18 protein-coding genes are annotated in these 17849 nt (G+C 67.3%); 15 read left to right on the plus strand and 3 right to left on the minus strand.

What is annotated here, in order from left to right; all coding sequences use genetic code 11:
• Positions 1-8: 8 nt before the first annotated feature.
• The 13 genes from LDJ84_RS03920 to LDJ84_RS03980 all read left to right on the plus strand — a co-directional run bounded on the left by LDJ84_RS03920 (position 9) and on the right by LDJ84_RS03980 (position 13765).
• Positions 9-1373 carry an MFS transporter gene (locus LDJ84_RS03920; RefSeq protein WP_226045922.1) on the plus strand — a complete coding sequence of 455 codons (1365 nt, stop codon included), beginning with the start codon at positions 9-11 and terminating at the stop codon, positions 1371-1373.
• Between the two features lie 38 nt (positions 1374-1411).
• On the plus strand, positions 1412-1816 hold the full coding sequence (locus LDJ84_RS03925; RefSeq protein ID WP_037006947.1) for a PaaI family thioesterase: 405 nt from the start codon (positions 1412-1414) through the stop codon (positions 1814-1816).
• A gap of 4 nt (positions 1817-1820) precedes the next feature.
• A complete protein-coding gene (locus LDJ84_RS03930) occupies positions 1821-2879 on the plus strand; it encodes an acyl-CoA dehydrogenase family protein (RefSeq protein ID WP_196913587.1) in 1059 nt (352 codons plus the stop codon).
• 8 nt (positions 2880-2887) lie between these two features.
• On the plus strand, positions 2888-3643 hold the full coding sequence (locus LDJ84_RS03935; RefSeq protein ID WP_164488292.1) for an enoyl-CoA hydratase/isomerase family protein: 756 nt from the start codon (positions 2888-2890) through the stop codon (positions 3641-3643).
• Positions 3644-3659: 16 nt separating this feature from the next.
• The gene (locus tag LDJ84_RS03940) at positions 3660-4805 is read left to right on the plus strand and encodes an acyl-CoA dehydrogenase family protein (RefSeq protein WP_226045923.1); all 1146 of its coding nucleotides are present in this window, start codon (positions 3660-3662) and stop codon (positions 4803-4805) included.
• A 48-nt stretch (positions 4806-4853) separates the two neighbouring features.
• Complete coding sequence (locus LDJ84_RS03945; protein WP_084358045.1) at positions 4854-5771, plus strand: SDR family NAD(P)-dependent oxidoreductase; 918 nt, start codon at positions 4854-4856, stop codon at positions 5769-5771.
• 19 nt (positions 5772-5790) lie between these two features.
• The gene (locus LDJ84_RS03950) at positions 5791-6768 is read left to right on the plus strand and encodes an NADH:ubiquinone reductase (protein ID WP_024763955.1); all 978 of its coding nucleotides are present in this window, start codon (positions 5791-5793) and stop codon (positions 6766-6768) included.
• A gap of 149 nt (positions 6769-6917) precedes the next feature.
• Positions 6918-8168, plus strand: coding sequence for an OprD family porin (locus tag LDJ84_RS03955; RefSeq protein ID WP_024763954.1), 1251 nt, complete (start codon positions 6918-6920; stop codon positions 8166-8168).
• A 121-nt stretch (positions 8169-8289) separates the two neighbouring features.
• Complete coding sequence (locus LDJ84_RS03960; RefSeq protein ID WP_226045924.1) at positions 8290-8955, plus strand: TetR/AcrR family transcriptional regulator; 666 nt, start codon at positions 8290-8292, stop codon at positions 8953-8955.
• 13 nt (positions 8956-8968) lie between these two features.
• A complete protein-coding gene (locus LDJ84_RS03965; protein WP_226045925.1) occupies positions 8969-10618 on the plus strand; it encodes an acyl-CoA dehydrogenase family protein in 1650 nt (549 codons plus the stop codon).
• 123 nt (positions 10619-10741) lie between these two features.
• Positions 10742-12226, plus strand: a complete 1485-nt coding sequence (gene amn / locus LDJ84_RS03970) for an AMP nucleosidase (protein ID WP_376784772.1) — start codon at positions 10742-10744, stop codon at positions 12224-12226.
• An 82-nt stretch (positions 12227-12308) separates the two neighbouring features.
• Positions 12309-13085, plus strand: coding sequence for a deoxyribose-phosphate aldolase (gene deoC, locus LDJ84_RS03975; RefSeq protein WP_024763951.1), 777 nt, complete (start codon positions 12309-12311; stop codon positions 13083-13085).
• Positions 13086-13201: 116 nt separating this feature from the next.
• Positions 13202-13765, plus strand: a complete 564-nt coding sequence (locus LDJ84_RS03980) for an SEC-C metal-binding protein (protein WP_024763950.1) — start codon at positions 13202-13204, stop codon at positions 13763-13765.
• Positions 13766-13785: 20 nt separating this feature from the next.
• Here LDJ84_RS03980 and LDJ84_RS03985 read toward each other — a convergent pair whose 3' ends face one another.
• Positions 13786-14796: an AraC family transcriptional regulator gene (locus LDJ84_RS03985; protein ID WP_037010384.1), complete on the minus strand. Its 1011-nt coding sequence runs from the start codon at positions 14794-14796 to the stop codon at positions 13786-13788.
• Positions 14797-14908: 112 nt separating this feature from the next.
• Between LDJ84_RS03985 and LDJ84_RS03990 the strand changes: the two genes are divergently transcribed.
• Positions 14909-15889: a sterol desaturase family protein gene (locus tag LDJ84_RS03990; protein ID WP_226045926.1), complete on the plus strand. Its 981-nt coding sequence runs from the start codon at positions 14909-14911 to the stop codon at positions 15887-15889.
• Here the strand turns inward: LDJ84_RS03990 and LDJ84_RS03995 are convergent.
• The gene (locus LDJ84_RS03995) at positions 15789-16829 is read right to left on the minus strand and encodes an MBL fold metallo-hydrolase (RefSeq protein WP_226045927.1); all 1041 of its coding nucleotides are present in this window, start codon (positions 16827-16829) and stop codon (positions 15789-15791) included. The genes LDJ84_RS03990 and LDJ84_RS03995 overlap by 101 nt on opposite strands.
• A gap of 151 nt (positions 16830-16980) precedes the next feature.
• Here LDJ84_RS03995 and LDJ84_RS04000 point away from each other — a divergent pair, with 151 nt between their 5' ends.
• Positions 16981-17547 (plus strand): pseudouridine synthase, encoded by a 567-nt coding sequence (locus LDJ84_RS04000; protein WP_037006932.1) that lies wholly within the window; start codon positions 16981-16983, stop codon positions 17545-17547.
• A gap of 21 nt (positions 17548-17568) precedes the next feature.
• On the opposite strand, the gene LDJ84_RS04005 is transcribed toward LDJ84_RS04000, so the two are convergent.
• The gene (locus LDJ84_RS04005) at positions 17569-17772 is read right to left on the minus strand and encodes a DUF2788 domain-containing protein (protein ID WP_015475469.1); all 204 of its coding nucleotides are present in this window, start codon (positions 17770-17772) and stop codon (positions 17569-17571) included.
• Positions 17773-17849: the final 77 nt, after the last annotated feature.

Here is a 17849-nt window from a genome sequence, read left to right on the forward strand (position 1 = left end):
CAACAACAATGAACGCACCCGACAGCTTGGCCCAGGCCACCGCGATGCCGCGGCGGACCCTGGTGATCGCCTTCCTCTTCTGCTTCCTGGGTCTGCTCGCCGATGGCGCGGACCTGATGTTCCTCGCCTACAGCCTGAACAGCCTGAAGGCCGAGTTCGGCCTCTCCAACTTCGAGGCCGGTTCGCTGGGCAGCATCACCCTGGCCGGCATGGCCATCGGCGGCATCTACGGCGGCTGGGCGTGCGACCGCTTTGGCCGAGTGCGGGTGGTGACGTGGACCATCCTGGTGTTCTCCGTGGGCACCGCGCTGCTCGGGCTGGCGCACAACTTCTGGGCCTTTGCGCTGATCCGCTTCGTCTCCTCGCTGGGCCTGGGCTCGCTGTTCGTCGCCTGCAACATCCTGATGTCCGAGTTCGTCACCGCGAAGTACCGCACCACCATCCTGGCGACCATGCAGGCTGGTTGGACGGTCGGCTACCTGGTGGCGACGGTGCTCGCGGGGCAGATCATCCCCGACTACGGCTGGCGCGCGCTGTTCTTCACCGCGATCGGCGCGGCGCTGATCTGCCTGGCGCTGCGGCCCTGGGTGCCGGAGTCGCCGTCCTGGCTGGCAGCCCGCGCGCAACGGCTGCAGCAGGCCGCCAGCAACCGCCAGCAGAGCGCGCCCAGCGGCGGCATGCGCCAACTGCTGGTCGATCCGTCCACCCGGCGCATGTTCCTGCTGTGGAGCCTCACCTCGTGCTTCCTGCTGTTCGGCTACTACGGCACCAACAACTGGATGCCCTCGTACCTGGAAAGCGAGCTGGGCATGAACTTCAAGTCCATGACCGGCTACATGGTCGGAACCTACACCGCGATGATCCTCGGCAAGGTACTGGCCGGGATCGCCTCGGACCGCTTCGGCCGCCGCGCCACCTTCGCCGCCGGCGCCATCGGCACCGCGATCTTCATGCCGGTGATCGTGTTCTGGCACACCCCGGACAACATCGTCTGGATCCTCGCGCTGTTCGGCTTCATCTACGGCGTACCGGTGGGCGTGCTGGCCACCTACATGACCGAGAGCTTCTCCACCCAGGTACGCGGCGCCGCCGTCGGCACCTCCTACAACCTCGGCCGCATCGGCGCGGCGGTGGCCCCGGCGGCCATCGGCCTGCTGGCCTCCCATGTGTCCATCGGCGCGGGCTTCCTGGTGATGGGCATCACCTACGTGATCACCGGCCTGATCCCGGCGCTGCTGATCCCCAACCGCCTGTATGACCCGAATCGCGAAGGGCGCACGGCGCAGCCCGCTACACCCGCACGTGCGCCTGCGCCTGCGCACAGCGCTGCCCGCCCGCTGGGCCAACCCGTCACGGAGGAAAGCCTGCGATGACCGATCTCACCTGCGCCGCCCATGCGCCCGGGCCGGACATGTTCCCCCGCGATCGATACACCTTCCAGGAGTTCCTCGGCCTGGAGCGCTGGGTCGATGGCGAAGTGGTGCGGGTACGCCTGCGCCACCGCCCGGAGCTGATGAACTACATCGACAGCTTCCACGGCGGCGTGCTGATGAGCGTGCTCGACGCTGCCATGGCCGGCGCGATCCGTGCGCAGATGCCGGGTTGCTCGATGGTCACCATCGACATGGCCACCCACTTCATGGGCAGCACCCGCGGCGAGATCAACGCCGTCGGCCGGGTGCTCAAGCGCACCCGCACGCTGTGCTTCTGCGCGGCGGAAATTTTCGATGAAGCCGGCGAGCTGATCGCCAGCGCCACCGGCAGTTTCAAGTACCGGCCCGCGGCGGCCGGAGCTGTTCAACCGACACGGGAATGATGAAATGACCGACCACACCGCGATGGCCGAGGAGCGCGAAGAGCGCCTGCGGCTGATCCGTGACAGCGCCGCCTCCCTGGTCCCGCGCGGCGGCGACTTGGGCCGGGTGCGCCGTCTGCGCTTCCAGCAGACGGGCGTCGACCGCGACGCCTGGGGCGAAGTCTGCGCCATGGGCTGGCCGGGCCTGCGCCTGGCGGAAGAACGGGGCGGCAGCGGGCTGGGCATGGCCGAGTACGCGGCGCTGCTGGAAGAGCTGGGCCGTGGCCTGCTGCCCGAGCCGCTGATCGAGGCGAGCCTGGTCGCTCCGCTACTGCCGGCGGACGAGCGTGACGCGCTGCTGGCCGGCGAGCGGCTGATCCTCCCGGCCGGCATCGGTTATGAAGCAGATGCGGCATTGCCGGTGCTGCGCGACGGCCAGTTGCGCGGCGAGATTGCCCACGTAGCGCTCGGTGCTGCGGCCGATGCCTGGCTGGTCGCCTGCAACGCCGGCCTTGCTCTGGTGCAGCGCAACGCCGAAGGGCTCAGCCTGCATCAGGAAGCGACCCAGGACGGCGGCCACCTGGCGCGCCTGCGCTTCGACGGCACGCCGGCACAACTCGTCGAGTCCACGCCCGCCGCCCTCGACGAAGCGGCGCTGGCCTGCTCAGCCTATCTGGTCGGGCTGATGGATGCCGCCTTCGAACAGACTCGCGACTACCTCGGCGTGCGCCGCCAGTTCGGCCGCGAGATCGGCAGCTTCCAGTCGCTGCAGCACCGCATGGTCGACCTGAAGCTGCAGATCGAGCTGGCCCGCGCCATCGTCGGCGAAGCGGCCAGCGCCCTGGATGACGGTGCGCCGACTGCCCTGGTACAGCGCCTGGTGTCCACCGCCAAGGTGCGTGCCGCCGAAGCGGCCATGCTGGTCACCCGCCAGGCGATCCAGTTGCACGGCGGCATCGGCTACACCGACGAGGCCGACATCGGCCTGTTCCTGCGCCGCGCCATGGTGCTGCTCAACAGCCAGGGCTCGCTGGCCTTCCATCGGGCGCGCTACATCGCCCTGCTGCATGCGGAGGTGGCGTGATGAGCGAGATGCTGCTGCAGGAAACTCATGGTTCGGTGCGCCTGCTGCGTTTCAACAATCCGGCGCGGCGCAATGCGCTGTCCCCCGCATTGCGCGCCGAGTTGCTCGACGCACTGCGTGAAGCGGACGCCGATCCCTCCGTGCGCAGCGTGGTGCTCACCGGTTCGGCGGAAGTCTTCAGCGCTGGCGGCGACCTCAGCGACATGCACGTCACCGACCTCAACGCCGGCCGCATGCGCATGCAGAAGAACGCCGACCTGATCCGCCAGATGCTGCGCATGGGCAAGCCCATCATCGCCGCCGTCGAAGGCTGGGCGGTGGGCGCCGGGCTTTCGGTGGCGCTGGCCTGCGACAGCCTGGTTTGCGGCGGCACGGCGCGCTTCGCGGCGGGCTTCGGCAAGGTCGGACTGATCGCCGATCTTGGCCAGTTGCACACCTTGCCTGCGCGCATCGGCAACGGTCGGGCGCGGCAAGTGCTGATGTTCGGCCAGGTGATCGAGGCCGAGGAAGCATTGCGCATCGGCCTGGTGGACCAGCTCTGTGCACCGGGTGCCGCGCTGGATGCGGCGCTGGCACTGGCCGCGAAGGTCGAGCAGCAGGCGCCGCTGGCACTGTCGCTGACCAAGGCGCTGCTGGCCGATGGCCTGGAGCTGCTGCTCGAACGCGAAGGCGATTTCCAGAGCCAGCTGTTCCTCAGTGCCGACCACGCTGAAGGCAAAGCGGCCTTCCTCGAAAAACGTTCCCCGGATTTCCGGGGCCAGTAATCAGGAGAACCGTGACATGACCGATTACAACGCCCTCGACGACGGCGAATTCCGTCGGCTGGTGCGCGAGTGGGTCGCCGCCAACTACCCGCAACGCATCCGCAACCCGGCCCACCGCCTGGGTCGCGACGACACCTGGGAGTGGTACCAGGCACTGTCGCAGCAGGGCTGGCTGTGCCCCGGCTGGCCGGTGCAACACGGCGGCATGGGCCTGTCCGCCGGCAAGCAGTTGATCATGATCGAGGAGATGGAAAACTACGGCTGCGCGCGACTGCCCGACAGCGGCATCACCATGCTCGGCCCGCTGCTGATCCGCTACGGCACCGACGCCCAGCGTGAGCGCTTCCTGCCGCGCATCTTGAGCGGCGAGGACATCTGGTGCCAGGGCTACAGCGAGCCCAATGCCGGCTCCGACCTCGCCAGCCTGCGTACCGAAGCGGTGCTGCGCGACGGCGAGTGGGTGATCAACGGCCAGAAGACCTGGACCACCATGGGCACCGAGGCCAACTGGATCTTCGTGCTGGCGCGCACCGAGCGCAGTGCCAAGGCGCAGCAGGGCATCAGCTTCCTGCTCGTGCCGATGGACAGCCCCGGCGTCGAGGTACGGCCGATCCTCAACCTCGAACTGCAGGGCGAGTTCTGCGAGGTGTTCTTCAACGACGTGCGCGTGCCGGAGGAAAACCTCGTCGGCGCGGTCAACCACGGCTGGGGCATGGCCAAGGCGCTGCTCGGCTTCGAGCGCATCTTCCTCGGCTCGCCCAAGCAGGCCACCTTCGCCCTCGAGCGCCTGGTGCGCCTGGCCCGTCACCAGGGCCTGTGGGACGACCCGGTGTTCGCCCAGCGCTTCGCCGCGCTGAGCATGGACCTGGACTGCCACAAGGCGCTCTACGAGCGCTTCGCCGAACGCCTGCGGCGCGGCGAGGAACTGGGCCCGGATGTTTCCCTGCTGAAGATCCACCAGTCCGAGCTGTACCAGCGCATCAGCGAGCTCGGGCTGGAGATCGCCGGCGCGGATTCGGCGCTGCTCAACCCCTTCAGCGACGACCCCGAACTGCACCCGGCGGGCATCTTCATCCAGTCGCGGCCCACCACCATCTACGGCGGTACCAACGAGATCCAGCGCAACATCCTGGCCAAGACCGTGCTCGGCCTGCCGAGCTGATCGTGCGCACAACGAACCTCAAACACGAATTGATGTAAGGAACGAGCAATGACCCAACGACTCAACGAAGGCAAGGTAGCGATCGTCACCGGCGCCGGTGGCGGCATCGGCCGCGAGATTGCCCTGGCCCTGGCCGACAGCGGCGCGCGGGTACTGATCAACGATATCGGCGTGTCCCTGCAGGGCGAGGGCGGCTCGGCTTCCCCGGCCGAGGAAACCCTCGGGCTGATCCGCCAGCGCGGCGGCGACGGCGCGATCAACACCGACAGCGTGTCGGACTGGGACAGCGCCCGGCGCATCGTCGCCAGCGCCATCGACGCCTTCGGCCGCGTCGACATCGTGGTCAACAATGCCGGCATCCTGCGCGACACCATCTTCCACAAGATGAGCGCCGAGGACTGGCTGTCGGTGATCAACGTGCACCTCAACGGCAGCTTCTTCGTCAGCCGCGCCGCCGCCGAGCATTTCCGCGCGCAGAACAGCGGCGCCTTCGTGCACATGACCAGCACCTCGGGGCTGATCGGCAACTTCGGCCAGGCCAACTACTCGGCGGCCAAGCTGGGCATCGTCGCCCTGAGCAAATCCATCGCCCTCGACATGCAGCGCTACAACGTGCGCTCCAACTGCATCGCGCCCTTCGCCTGGAGCCGCATGACCGACTCCATTCCGGCCGAGACCCCGGAGCAGAAAGCGCGGGTGGAAAACCTGCAGCGCATGACCCCGGACAAGAACGCGCCGCTGGCCGTGTACCTCGCCTCCGATGCCGCCAGCGCGGTCAACGGCCAGGTGTTCGCCGCACGCAACCACGAGATCTTCCTGATGAGCCAGAGCCGCCCGCTGCGCAGCGTGCACAGCGACAACGGCTGGACCCCGCAGAGCATCGCCGAGTACGGCATGCCGGCGCTGCGCGGGAGCTTCATGGACCTGGCGCGCAGCCCGGACGTGTTCTCCTGGGACCCGATCTGACCCTTCGGAGGACAGGCGCATGTTCAAGACCCGATTCACCGAAACCTTCGGCGTCGAACACCCGATCATGCAGGGCGGCATGCAGTGGGTGGGGCGCGCCGAGATGGCGGCGGCGGTGGCCAACGCCGGTGGCCTGGCGACGCTCTCGGCGCTGACCCAGCCGACGCCGCAGGCGCTGGCCGACGAGATCGCGCGCTGCCGCGAGCTCACCGGCAAGCCCTTCGGCGTCAACCTGACGCTGTTGCCGACACAGAAACCGATCCCCTACGCCGAGTACCGCGCGGTGATCATCGAGAGTGGCATTCGCGTCGTCGAAACCGCCGGGAACAATCCCGGCGAGCACATCGCCGAGTTCCGCCAGCATGGCATCAAGGTGATCCACAAATGCACGGCGGTGCGCCATGCGCTCAAGGCCGAGCAACTGGGGGTCGACGCGGTGTCCATCGACGGCTTCGAATGCGCCGGCCATCCGGGCGAGGATGACATTCCCGGCCTGGTATTGCTGCCGGCGGCGGCCAACCGGCTGCGTGTGCCGATCATCGCTTCCGGTGGTTTCGCCGACGGGCGCGGGCTGGTGGCGGCGCTGGCGCTGGGGGCCGATGCGATCAACATGGGCACGCGCTTCCTCAGCACCCGCGAATGCCCGATCCACCCGCAGGTCAAGGCGGCCATCCGCGCCGCCGACGAGCGCTCCACGGACGTGATCATGCGTTCGCTGCGCAACAGCGCGCGGGTCGCGCGCAACGCTATCAGCCAGGAAGTGCTGGCCATCGAGGCGCGCGGCAACGCCACCTATGCCGACATCGCCACGCTGGTCAGCGGCCTGCGCGGGCGCACGGTCTACGAACAGGGCGACACCGACCTGGGCATCTGGTCGGCGGGCATGGTCCAGGGCCTGATCGATGACGAACCGAGCTGCGAGGAACTGCTGCGCGGCATCGTCGAGCAGGCGCGCGAGCTGATCCGCGAGCGACTGGAGGGTTTGCTTATCCAGTGATTTCCATCGGGCGGCGCGGGAGCAAGCGTTTCCTGGGGCCATGTGTGGGGCCTCCCTCTCCCTGGACGATGGGGCTGGGGAAGGGGCTCTGGCACGGAACTTCAGGCAGCGGCGCCGCCTTCACCTCACCTGACGAAGAGACAACAACAATGAAAAATCTTCCCGTACGGGCGCTCGTTTCGAGCTTCGCCTGCCTGCCCCTGTTCGCCCACGCGGACTTCATCGCGGACAGCAAGGCCAGCCTGGAACTGCGCAATTTCTACTTCAACCGCGACTACCGTCAGAGCGGCGCCGCACAGTCGAAATCCGAGGAGTGGGCACAGGGTTTCCTGCTGCGCTTCGAGTCGGGCTACACCGAGGGCACGGTCGGCGTGGGCGTCGATGCGCTCGGCCTGCTCGGGATCAAACTGGACTCCAGCCCCGACCGCACCGGTTCCGGCCTGCTGCCATACTCGGCCAGCGACAAGCGCGCCGCGGACGACTACAGCGACCTGGGCGTGACTGCCAAGCTGCGCGCGTCGAAAAGCACCCTGAAGGTCGGCACGCTGCTGCCGAAGATGCCGGTGGTGCAATACAACGACACCCGCCTGCACCCGCAGACCTTCCAGGGCGGCCTCGCCGAGATCAACGAGATCGACGGCCTCACCGCGCAACTGGGCCAACTGCGCCAGGTGAAACAGCGTGACTCGACCAACGACGAAGACCTGTCGATGACCCGTGGCAACAAGCGCAACATCGTGCTCGGCAGCCATACCAGCAGCGACCGCTTCAACCTCGCCGGCGGCACCTACCGCTGGACCGACAACCTCAGCACCAGCTACCACTATGGTGGCCTGGAAAACTTCTACCGCCAGCACTACCTGAGCGTGGTCCACACGCTGCCCATCGCCGAGGGCCAGTCGCTGAAGTCCGACATCCGCTGGGCGCGTTCCACCGACGATGGCGGCAGCAACGTCGACAACCGCGCGCTCAACGCCTTGTTCACCTACCGCATCGGTGGCAGCGGCTTCGGCGTGGGCTACCAGCGCATGTCCGGCGACACCGGCTTCGCCTACCTGTCCGGCACCGACCCGTACCTGACCAACTTCGTGCAGATCGGCGACTTTGCCAACAAGGACGAGCGCTCCTGGCAGGCGCGCTACGACTATGACTTCGCCGGCCTCGGCCTGCCCGGCCTGACCTTCATGACGCGCTACCTGCAGGGCGACCACATCGACCTGCTCAACGGCTCGGGGCGCGGCAAGGAATGGGAGCGCGACACCGACATCGGCTATGTGGTGCAGAACGGCCCGTTCAAGAACCTTGGTTTCAAGGTGCGCAACGGCGCCTTCCGCAGCGATTTCGGCAACGACATCGACGAAACGCGGGTCATCGTCAGCTATCAGATGCCGCTCTGGTAATAGTCGCTACGGGCGGTGGCGGTTTGGCCAGAATCGCCCTTCCCGTGGCGGGAATGTCCCTTTCAGCCAAAGTCTGAACCATGATTCACTGCTTTCAATGCAATGAATCAGGGTTCAGACCATGGCCTACCGGCAAACCGAGGCACGGCTGCAAAAGGACGGCGAACAGCGCCAGCGCATCCTCGAGTTGGCGCTGGCGCGGGTTGCCGACGGCGGCTTCGCCGCGCTGACCATGCAGAGCCTGGCCGATGACGCTGGCATCGCTACCGGCAGCCTCTATCGGCATTTCAGCGGCAAGGGCGAACTGGCCGCCGAAGTCTTCGCCCGCGCCAGCCAGCGCGAGGTCGATGCCTTGGGCGTGCTGCTGAAGGATTCGGGCAGCGCCGCCGAGCGCCTGAGCCGCGGCCTCCACCAATTCGCCGCGCGTGCCTGGGGCAGTCGTCAGCTGGCCTTTGCGCTGATCGCCGAACCGGTCGACCCGGAGGTCGACGAGCAGCGCCTGGTCTACCGCGACGCCTACGCTGCCCTGTTCATCACCCTGCTGGAGCAGGGCATCGCCACCGGCGAATTCCAGCCCCAGCCGGTGCAGATCACTGCCGCCTGCCTGGTCGGCGCCATCGCCGAAGCGTTGATCGGTCCGCTCTCGCCACCGGCCCGCGCCGCGCGGGATGCCGGTGAATCCAAGGTTTCCCTGGAGGACGTCAGCGACGCCCTCGTGAACTTCTGCCTGCGCGCCGTCGGTGCGTTCCCTGCTGCTTTGCCAAACCTGCCAGGCCCACGCCTGTGATGGAGGACCAGTCATGATCCCGCACCAGTACGCCGAAACCCACGAAGTGACCAACCAGGTGCCGCCGCTGGATGGCGCCAACCTCTATCGCGTCGACGTACCGCTGCAGGAGTGGGTGCGTCGCTACGGCGGTGGCTTCGCCGAGCAGAAACTCGACGCCTATGGCGCGCTGGCCGGTGGTCCGCTGATGGCGGCGGGCTTCCTGGCCAACGAGAACAAGCCGGTGTTCAAGTCCCATGACCGCTACGGCCATCGCGTCGACCTGATCGAGTTCCACCCGGCCTACCACGAGCTGATGCGCGCCTCCATCGAGGCCGGCATCCCGTCCATGCCCTGGACCGACCCGCGTGCCGGCGCCCAGGTTGCCCGCGCCGGCCTCAGTTACCTGCACAGCCAGGCCGAAGCCGGCACCGGCTGCCCGCTGACCATGACCTTCGCCAGCGTGCCGGCCATCCGCCTGCAGCCGGACATCGCCGAGAAGTGGCTGCCGAAGATCCTTTCCACCCAATACGACCCGCGCAACCTGCCCATCGAGCAGAAGGCCGGCGCCACCATCGGCATGGCCATGACCGAGAAACAGGGCGGTACCGACGTGCGCGCCAATACCACCCGCGCCTACCCGGTGGGCATTCCCGGCCCGGGGCAGGCCTACGAGCTGGTCGGCCACAAGTGGTTCTGCTCGGCGCCGATGTGCGACGCCTTCCTCACCCTGGCCTACACCGACAAGGGCCTGACCTGCTTCCTGCTGCCGCGCCACCGCCCGGACGGCAGCCGCAACGAGTTCTACATCCAGCGCCTGAAGAACAAGCTGGGCAACTGGTCCAACGCCTCCAGCGAAGTGGAATACCGCGGCGCGCTGGCCTGGATGGTCGGCGAGGAAGGCCGCGGCGTGCCGACCATCATCGAGATGGTCGCCATGACCCGCTTCGACTGCATGATCGGTTCCAGCTCGCTGATGCGCCAGGCGCTGACCCAGGCCGCGCACCACTGCGCCTACCGCCAGGTCGGCGGCCGCGTGCTGGCCGAGCAACCGCTGATGCAGAACGTGCTGGCCGACCTCGCCCTGGAAAGCGAAGCCGCGCTGGCGCTGACCCTGCGCATGGGCCGCGCCCTGGACCACCAGCACGACGAACAGGAAGACAAGTTCGCCCGCCTGGTCACCGCCGTGGGCAAGTACTGGATCTGCAAGCGCGCCCCCGCGATGATCAACGAGGCCGCCGAATGCCTGGGCGGCGCCGGCTACGTCGAGGACACCATCCTCCCGCGCCTGTACCGCGAAGCACCGGTCAACTCCACCTGGGAAGGCTCGGGCAACGTGCAGTGCCTGGACGTGCTGCGCGCCCTGTCCAAGGAGCCCGGCGTGCTCGACGCGCTGTTCGCCGAGCTGGGAGACGGCCATGGTGACGCGCGCCTGGCCTCGTTCATCGGCAACCTCAAGGCGTCCTTCGCCGATACCCAGGACATCCAGTACCGCGCCCGCCAGCTCACCGAGAACGTCGCCGTCGCCCTGCAGGCCAAGCTGCTGCTGGAAGCGGGTAACTCGGTGGTCTCCGACGCCTTCATCGCCAGCCGCCTGGACGACGGCGGCCGCGTCTACGGCACCCTGCCGCGCGGCGTGGATGTGGAAGCGCTGGTGGCGCGGGCGACACCGCACCTGGCGTGATGCAACGTTGCCAGTTGCCCTCCATGGGCAGCTGGCCTGGTCCTGTCACTGATCGTCTCTGTTGAATCTGTCATCCCTTTCCGCAACGGAAGCAGGCAAGATGGAGCTGATCGTTCAGACAGGATGCCCACCATGAGTCTTACGACTGGCGACGAGTTCTTCGTCGCACAGACCGCCGAAGAGGCCGTCGATCAACTGGCCGTGCTTCATGAGCGCGCCACCGGCGCCCTGAACCAGGCGCTCAAGCGTTACCTGAAGGACCGCGAAGTCCCCGACGCGCAGCAGCGCGAACAATTCCGCTACCCGCTGCTGCGGGTGACCTACCTGTGCCAGGGCGAAGTGCCATCCACCACCCGCGCCTACGCCAAGGTCCAGGTGCCCGGGACCTACGCGGTGACCATCACCCAGCCCAAGGCCTTCCGCAAATACCTGCTCGAGCAACTGCGTCCGCTGATGGAAGACTTCACCGTACGGGTGGAAGTCGGTGTCAGCCAGCAGAACATCCCTTACCCCTACGTGGTGGAAGGCGGCGATGAACTGGGTGGTTCGGGCGTGACCGCCGCCGAGTTGGCGCGGGTGTTCCCCAGCACCGACCTGTCGGCCACTTCCGATGGCGTGGCGGACGGCCTGTACGAATGGGAGAACGCCGACCCGATGCCGCTGGCGCTGTTCGACGCGGCGCGCACTGACTTTTCCCTGCGCCGCATGGTGCATTACACCGGCAGCGACTGGCGCCATGTGCAGCCGTGGATCCTGCTGACCAACTACCACCGCTACGTCGACCAGTTCATCCACCTGGGCCTGGAGCGCCTGCGCGACGATCCGCGCTTCGTGCGCATGGTCCTGCCGGGCAATGTGGTCATCGAGCGCGGTACCGACGAAGGTGAGGCCAACGCCATCGTCGCCAGTGTCGAATGGCACCGCTTCCAGATGCCGGCCTATCACCTGATCGCCGAGGATGGCGACGGCGTGACGCTGGTGAATATCGGCGTCGGCCCGTCCAACGCGAAGAACATCACCGATCACCTCGCCGTGCTGCGCCCGCACTGCTGGCTGATGGTCGGCCACTGCGGCGGCCTGCGACAGTCGCAGACCATCGGCGACTATGTGCTGGCCCACGCCTACATGCGCCGCGACGGCATTCTCGACCGTGTGCTGCCGCCGCATATCCCGATCCCGGCGCTGGCCGAGGTGCAACTGGCGTTGCAGGAAGCCGCCGCGGTGGTGACCGGAGAGCGCGGCGACCAGCTCAAGCGCCGCCTGCGTACCGGCACCGTGCTCACCTACGACGATCGCAACTGGGAGCTGCACTGGGCCCAGGAACGCCCGCTGATCAACCTGGCGCGGGCGATTGCGGTGGACATGGAGAGCGGCACCATCGCCGCCCAGGGCTACCGCCTGCGGGTGCCCTACGGCACGCTGCTGTGCGTCTCGGACAAGCCGCTGCACAGCGAGATCAAGCTGCCCGGCGCCGCTACGGCGTTCTACCAGCGCGCGGTGAGCCAGCACCTGTCCATCGGCATCGCCGCCGTCGATCTGCTGCGCACCCAGCTCAACTCGCTGCACTCGCGCAAGCTGCGCAGCTTCGACGAGCCGCCGTTCCGCTGATCTGCGACAGGGCACGGGGCGACCAGCAGGGTGATGGTGGTCGCCCTGGCTGCATGAAGAAAGCCGATGGAGAGCGTTGCCGATGACCGATCCTCGCAAGACCCCGGCGGGCCGCGCGCTCGCCCTGCTGGACCTGACCTCCCTGAATGATCGCGACGACCTGCAAAGCACCGTCGAACTCTGTCGCCGTGCGCTGACGCCCTACGGCGATGTGGCCGCGGTGTGCGTCTGGCCGAGACTGGTGCATATCGCCCGGCGAACACTCAATACCCTGGGCGGGCGCTCGGTGAAGGTCGCCAGCGTGTGCAACTTTCCCGCGGGCAACGCCCCGCTGGCGGACGTGGTGGAGGAGGTGCGCAAGACCCTTGCCGAAGGCGCGGACGAGATCGACCTGGTCTACCCCTGGCGCAAGCTCAAGGCCGGCGAGCCAACCGGCGCAGTGGAGCTGATCCGTACCTGCAAGACGCTGTGCGGGCCTTACCACCGTCTCAAGGTGATCCTGGAAACCGGCGAGCTGGCCGCCCCCGAATTGATCCGCGCGGCCTGCCGGGAAGCCATCGCCGGCGGCGCCGACTTCCTCAAGACCAGCACCGGCAAGGCGGCGGTGAATGCCACGCCCGAGGCGGTGCGGGTGATGCTCGAAACCATCGAGGAGGAGGGCGGCAAGGTGGGGCTCAAGGTATCCGGCGGGCTGCGCACGCTGGCCGATGCGCAGGGCTACCGGGCGCTGGTGGAGGAACGTTTCGGCGCTGGCTGGGTCACCCCGGAGCATCTGCGTTTCGGCGCGTCGTCATTGCTTGACGATCTGCTGCGCGAGTTGGGCGCCGAAGCCAAGCCCATCTCCACGCGCAGCTACTGAACCGCTCGCGTTGACGCAGCCTGGGGCGGGCCTAGAATGCTCGCCTCCCGCGCCACGGGGAACCGTGGCGCGCTCCTCCGGTCGGACCTTCGCCGACCTCCTCCGCTGGTGATTGCATGCCCTTCCGCGCCCCCTCGCACCTGACCAACCCCTTGCGCCGCTTCTCCCGCCGCCTGGTGGAAAACGGCACGCCTGAAGTCGCCGCGCCGCTTCCCTTGCCTGACAGCATCGCCGGCGAACCCTGGTTCTCCGTGGGCAAGGCGGTGGAGGGCCTGGGCGGTGAGCGGGTGGATGGCTGGTGCCTGGAGGAGTGGCCGGGCCTGGCCCTGCGTGCCCGCTTCAGCGCCTGCTGGCGCGACGCTCAGGGCCGACTGTGGAACGTGCTGCCAGGCGGCGAGCCCATCGCCTTCCTGCCCGACCCGAAGCGCCGTTACGAGGGCGTGCCTCTTGCCGAGCAACTGCATGCGCTGGAGCGTGACGAGCTGCTGGAGGACTACCTCTGGCTCAGCCGCGAGTTGGGCAAACCGCAGATGGATGATGAGCGCCGGGAAGTCCGCGAGTCCATGCGCCAACGGCTGGAAAGCTGGCTGGAGCTGGGCGGCCGCGGCGACAAGCCGTGCCCGTGCAACAGCGGCAAGCGCTACCGCAATTGTTGCAGCAAGCGAGTGCGCGAGAACTAGGCCGAGGCGGGCCGGCGCCTTCACCGGTCCAGAGGCGCGGCGTGCGGACTCCTGGTCAGGTGCCGCCGCCAGGCCAGGGGAGCTGTTCCGTACCAGTGGCGGAACGCGCGGCTGAACGCACTCTGTTCGGAGAAACCAAGTCGTGCGGCAATCTCGCCAAGTGGGAGAGCAGCATCGCTGAGATAACGCTCAGCCAACTGGCGGCGGGTGTCGTCCAGGAGTTGCTGGAAGCTGCTGCCCTCGGCCTGCAGATGACGTTGCAGGGTGCGTGGCGATCGGTTCAATTGCCCGGCCAGGTCGGCGATGTTGCCGCGTCCCTCGGGCAGCAGGCGGGCCAGTGCCTGTTGGCAGCTGTGCAGGAGCGCGGAGTGTCCTCGTTGGCGGAGAAAGCCTTCGGCCTGTTCGTCGAGCAACTCCAGAAGCGCCGGATCGGCTTGTTGCAGTGGCAGTTGTAGATAGGCCAAAGGCAGGCTCAGGCGTGTCGCGGGTTGGCCGAAGCGCACCGGGCAGCCGAAAAAGTCCAGATAGGCGCCGATGTCCGCTGGCGACGGGTTGACGAAATGCACCTCGGACGGCAGCAGAGCTTGATCGCAGATGCGACGGGCTAGCTGAACCAGGGCAGCCACGCCGGTCTCGTCGACCAGTTGGCCCGGCCTGCCGCGCTCGGTGCCCCATTCCAGCAGCAGGAGGTTGCCTTCTGCGCGCACTCTGACCGGATTCACGTCATAGACCAGCCCCTGGTAACGCTCCAGGCGCTGCAGGGCATCGGCGAGTGTCGCGCACGTGCGCCCGGCATAGCCCACCACACCGAAGTGCTGCGGTCCGATCCCTTCGGCGATGCGCAGGCCGATGGCGGGCTCGCCCAGCCGGGAATCCGCGCGCTGCAGCAATACCTGCCATTGGGCCAGGGGAATCAAGCCGCTCGCGGGGGCCGGCAAGGGGCCGAGCAAAGCCTGTGCGTCGACCCCGCGGGTGGCGAGGAACTCGTAGAGCAGCCGGGCGTAGCTGCTGGCGATGTGCTGTTGGGCCATGGGCAGGTCTGCCGATTGACGCGATAGGTCAAGAAGTTAGCGGGGCTGGTCAATCCGGTCAGCCCAACTTTCGACAAGCTCTACGCAGGACATACCTTGCAGGAGCCTCGCCATGCCTGATCTGCCCACTGGTTTGACGTCCTGGGTCGCCGCTATCGATCCACTGCGCGACTTGCTGCTGATCCTGACGCCGCTGTTCATCGCCACATTACTCGTCGAGTGGCTGGCGCTACGTCGGCGCGGGGTCTTTCGGCTCGGTGACTCGCTGGCCAGCCTGGGGCTGGGATGCCTCTATCTGGTGGTGGATGCCGTGCTGGTGGCGATCCTGGTGTTGCCGGTCTATCGGCTGCTTTTCGCACATCGCCTGCTGCAGTTCGAGATGACTCCGCTGGCTTTTGTCCTGCTGTTCTTCCTGCTGGAGTTCTGCTTTTTCCTCTTTCACTGGGCCAGCCACCGTATTCGCTGGTTCTGGGCCGCCCACGTGGTGCATCACTCCTCGCGGCACATGAATTTCACGACGGCCATGCGCCAGAGCCTGTTCTATGGCTTCGCCGGAAACTGGCTGTTCTATTTGCCATTGGTCTGGCTGGGATTCGCCCCGGAGTGGGTTCTGTTCATGCTTTCGGTGAGCCTGGCCTATCAGTACTTCCTGCACACCCAGGGGGTCGGCAAGTTGCCCGGAGCCATCGAGTGGCTGTTCAACACCCCTTCCCACCACCGTGCCCACCATGGGCGCAATCCGCAGTACATCGACCGCAACTACGGTGGCGTGCTCATCATCTACGACCGACTGTTCGGCACCTTCGTCGAGGAACGCGAAACGCCGGAGTACGGCATCGTGCGCCAGGTGGAGAGCTACAACCCGTTGTGGCTGAACCTGCACGAGTGGGTCGACATGTTCCGTGACCTGGCCCGGCCGGGCCCGTTGCGGCTGCGCCTCAAGCACCTGTGGGCGCCGCCGGAGTGGCAGCGTCCGCCGGGCACGCCGAGCTCTAACGAAGCGGAGGTATCCGCCATTGCTCCCCCGGCTTCGGAGCCCGGAAACGCCCCGCTGGCACACCGCGCTGCTGGAGCGCCACGGCCAGATCGCTGAGCGGCGTGAACTGTCCTTCGTCGCTCAGGCGGAAGGTGCCGAAGTGGATCGCCATGCTGCATTGCGAGTCGAGATGCTGGTGCGCCTGTACGGCGTCGTCCGGGTTCATGTGGTGGTGACGCATGAACCAGCGCGGCTCATAGGCGCCGATGGGCAGGGCGGCAAAGCGCATCGGACCGAAGCGCTCGTGCATCAGCCGAAATTCCTCGCCCAGCCCGGTATCGCCAGGGAACAACAGCGGGCCGTCCGGCGACTCCAGCACGAAACCCATCCACAGCGTGCGGTTGGTGTCGCGCCGCGAGCGCGCCGACCAGTGTTGCGCCGGCACGCCGGTGAGCAGCATGCCCTCGGGCATCGGCAGGCTCTGCCACCAGTCCAGTTCGACGATGTCAGTGAAGCCGCAGGCGCGGATCAACTCGCCGTTGCCCAGGCCGGTCACCACTTTCGCTGACGGGAAGCGCCGGGCCAGCTCGCGCAGGCTGTGGATATCCAGGTGGTCGTAGTGGTTGTGGCTGACCAGGATCAGGTTGATCGGCGGCAACTCGTCCAGCGCCAGGCCCGGCGGGTGCACGCGCTTGGGGCCGACGAAGCTGAACGGGCTGGTGCGCTCGCACCAGAGCGGGTCGGTGAGGATGTTCAGGCCGCGGTGCTGGATCAGCAGGGTCGCGTGGTTGATGTAGGTCACGCGCAGTTCGTCGCCTTCCACGCGGGCCGGCGTCTCCGTGCGGACGTCGGGGCCGGGCTGGGCAATCCATTCCTGCTGGCGGCCGCGTTCGCGCTGCCACTTGAGGAAGGCGCGCAGGCCGTTGTGCGGTTGGCGGTCAAGATTGTGAAAGCGGGTACCGTCGAAGTGCGCCGTCTGCGGGCCGCGATAGCGGGCGCCGAGGCGCCCGCTGAGGTTCTGCAAGGTGATCAGCCAGGTGGGGTGGCTCATGGGCATGCTCGTGCGTGCTCTTGCGAGGAGGACTCGGCACAACCTAGCATGCCGGGCATTCGCCGTACCCCCAACCTCGGTTACCAGTCTTTTCGCCATGCCCCGTCCTCCGCGTCCCGCCAATCGCCGTCCTGCCGTCCGTCCCACGTCTCGCCGGGTGGCCAAGGCGCCGCCGGCACAACCCAGGCTGATCCTGCTGAACAAGCCGTTCGACGTGCTGACGCAGTTCAACGACAGCGATGGCCGCGCAACGCTGAAGGATTTTGTCGATATGCCGGGCGTCTATCCGGCCGGGCGGCTGGACCGCGACAGCGAAGGCCTGTTGCTGCTGACCAACGACGGCCGCCTGCAGGCGCGGATTGCCGATCCCAGGCACAAGCTGCCGAAGACGTATTGGGTGCAGGTGGAAGGCGAGCCGAGCGACGAACAGCTCGCCCTGCTGCGCAAGGGCGTGCAGCTCAACGACGGCCCGACTTTGCCGGCCGAGGCCCGGCGGCTGGAAGAACCGCAGTTGTGGGAGCGCGACCCGCCGGTGCGCTTCCGCAAGTCGGTGCCTACGGCCTGGCTGGAGCTGGTGATCCGCGAGGGGCGCAATCGCCAGGTCCGGCGGATGACGGCGGCAGTCGGCCTGCCCACGCTGCGCCTGGTGCGCGTGCGCATCGGGCCGTGGCAGCTGGATGGGCTGCAGCCGGGGGAATGGCGGGAAGTCAGCCCCGAACTCTGAGGGGCCGGGGCGAGGCGGGGGTCAGAATCCGCCTTCGAGTCCGGCGACGACCACCGACTTGATCAAGAAGCCGAGCACGCCCAGGCCCAGTGCGAAGAACAACACCATGGTGCCCATGCGGCCGGCCTTGGACTTCTTGGCAAGGTCCCAGACGATGAAGGCCATGAACAGGATCAGGCCGGTTACCAGGCCATACATCATCCAGTCTTCGAAACTTTCGTTCATTGCTGCTCCTGCCCGGTACGGATGTGTCTCGTGGGGCGCCGGGACTGAGGGTGGTGGTGGAGAAGGCGCGCATTATA

It is taken from the genome of Pseudomonas sp. HS-18, assembly GCF_020401845.1.
Taxonomy (GTDB): Bacteria; Pseudomonadota; Gammaproteobacteria; order Pseudomonadales; family Pseudomonadaceae; genus Pseudomonas; species Pseudomonas nitroreducens.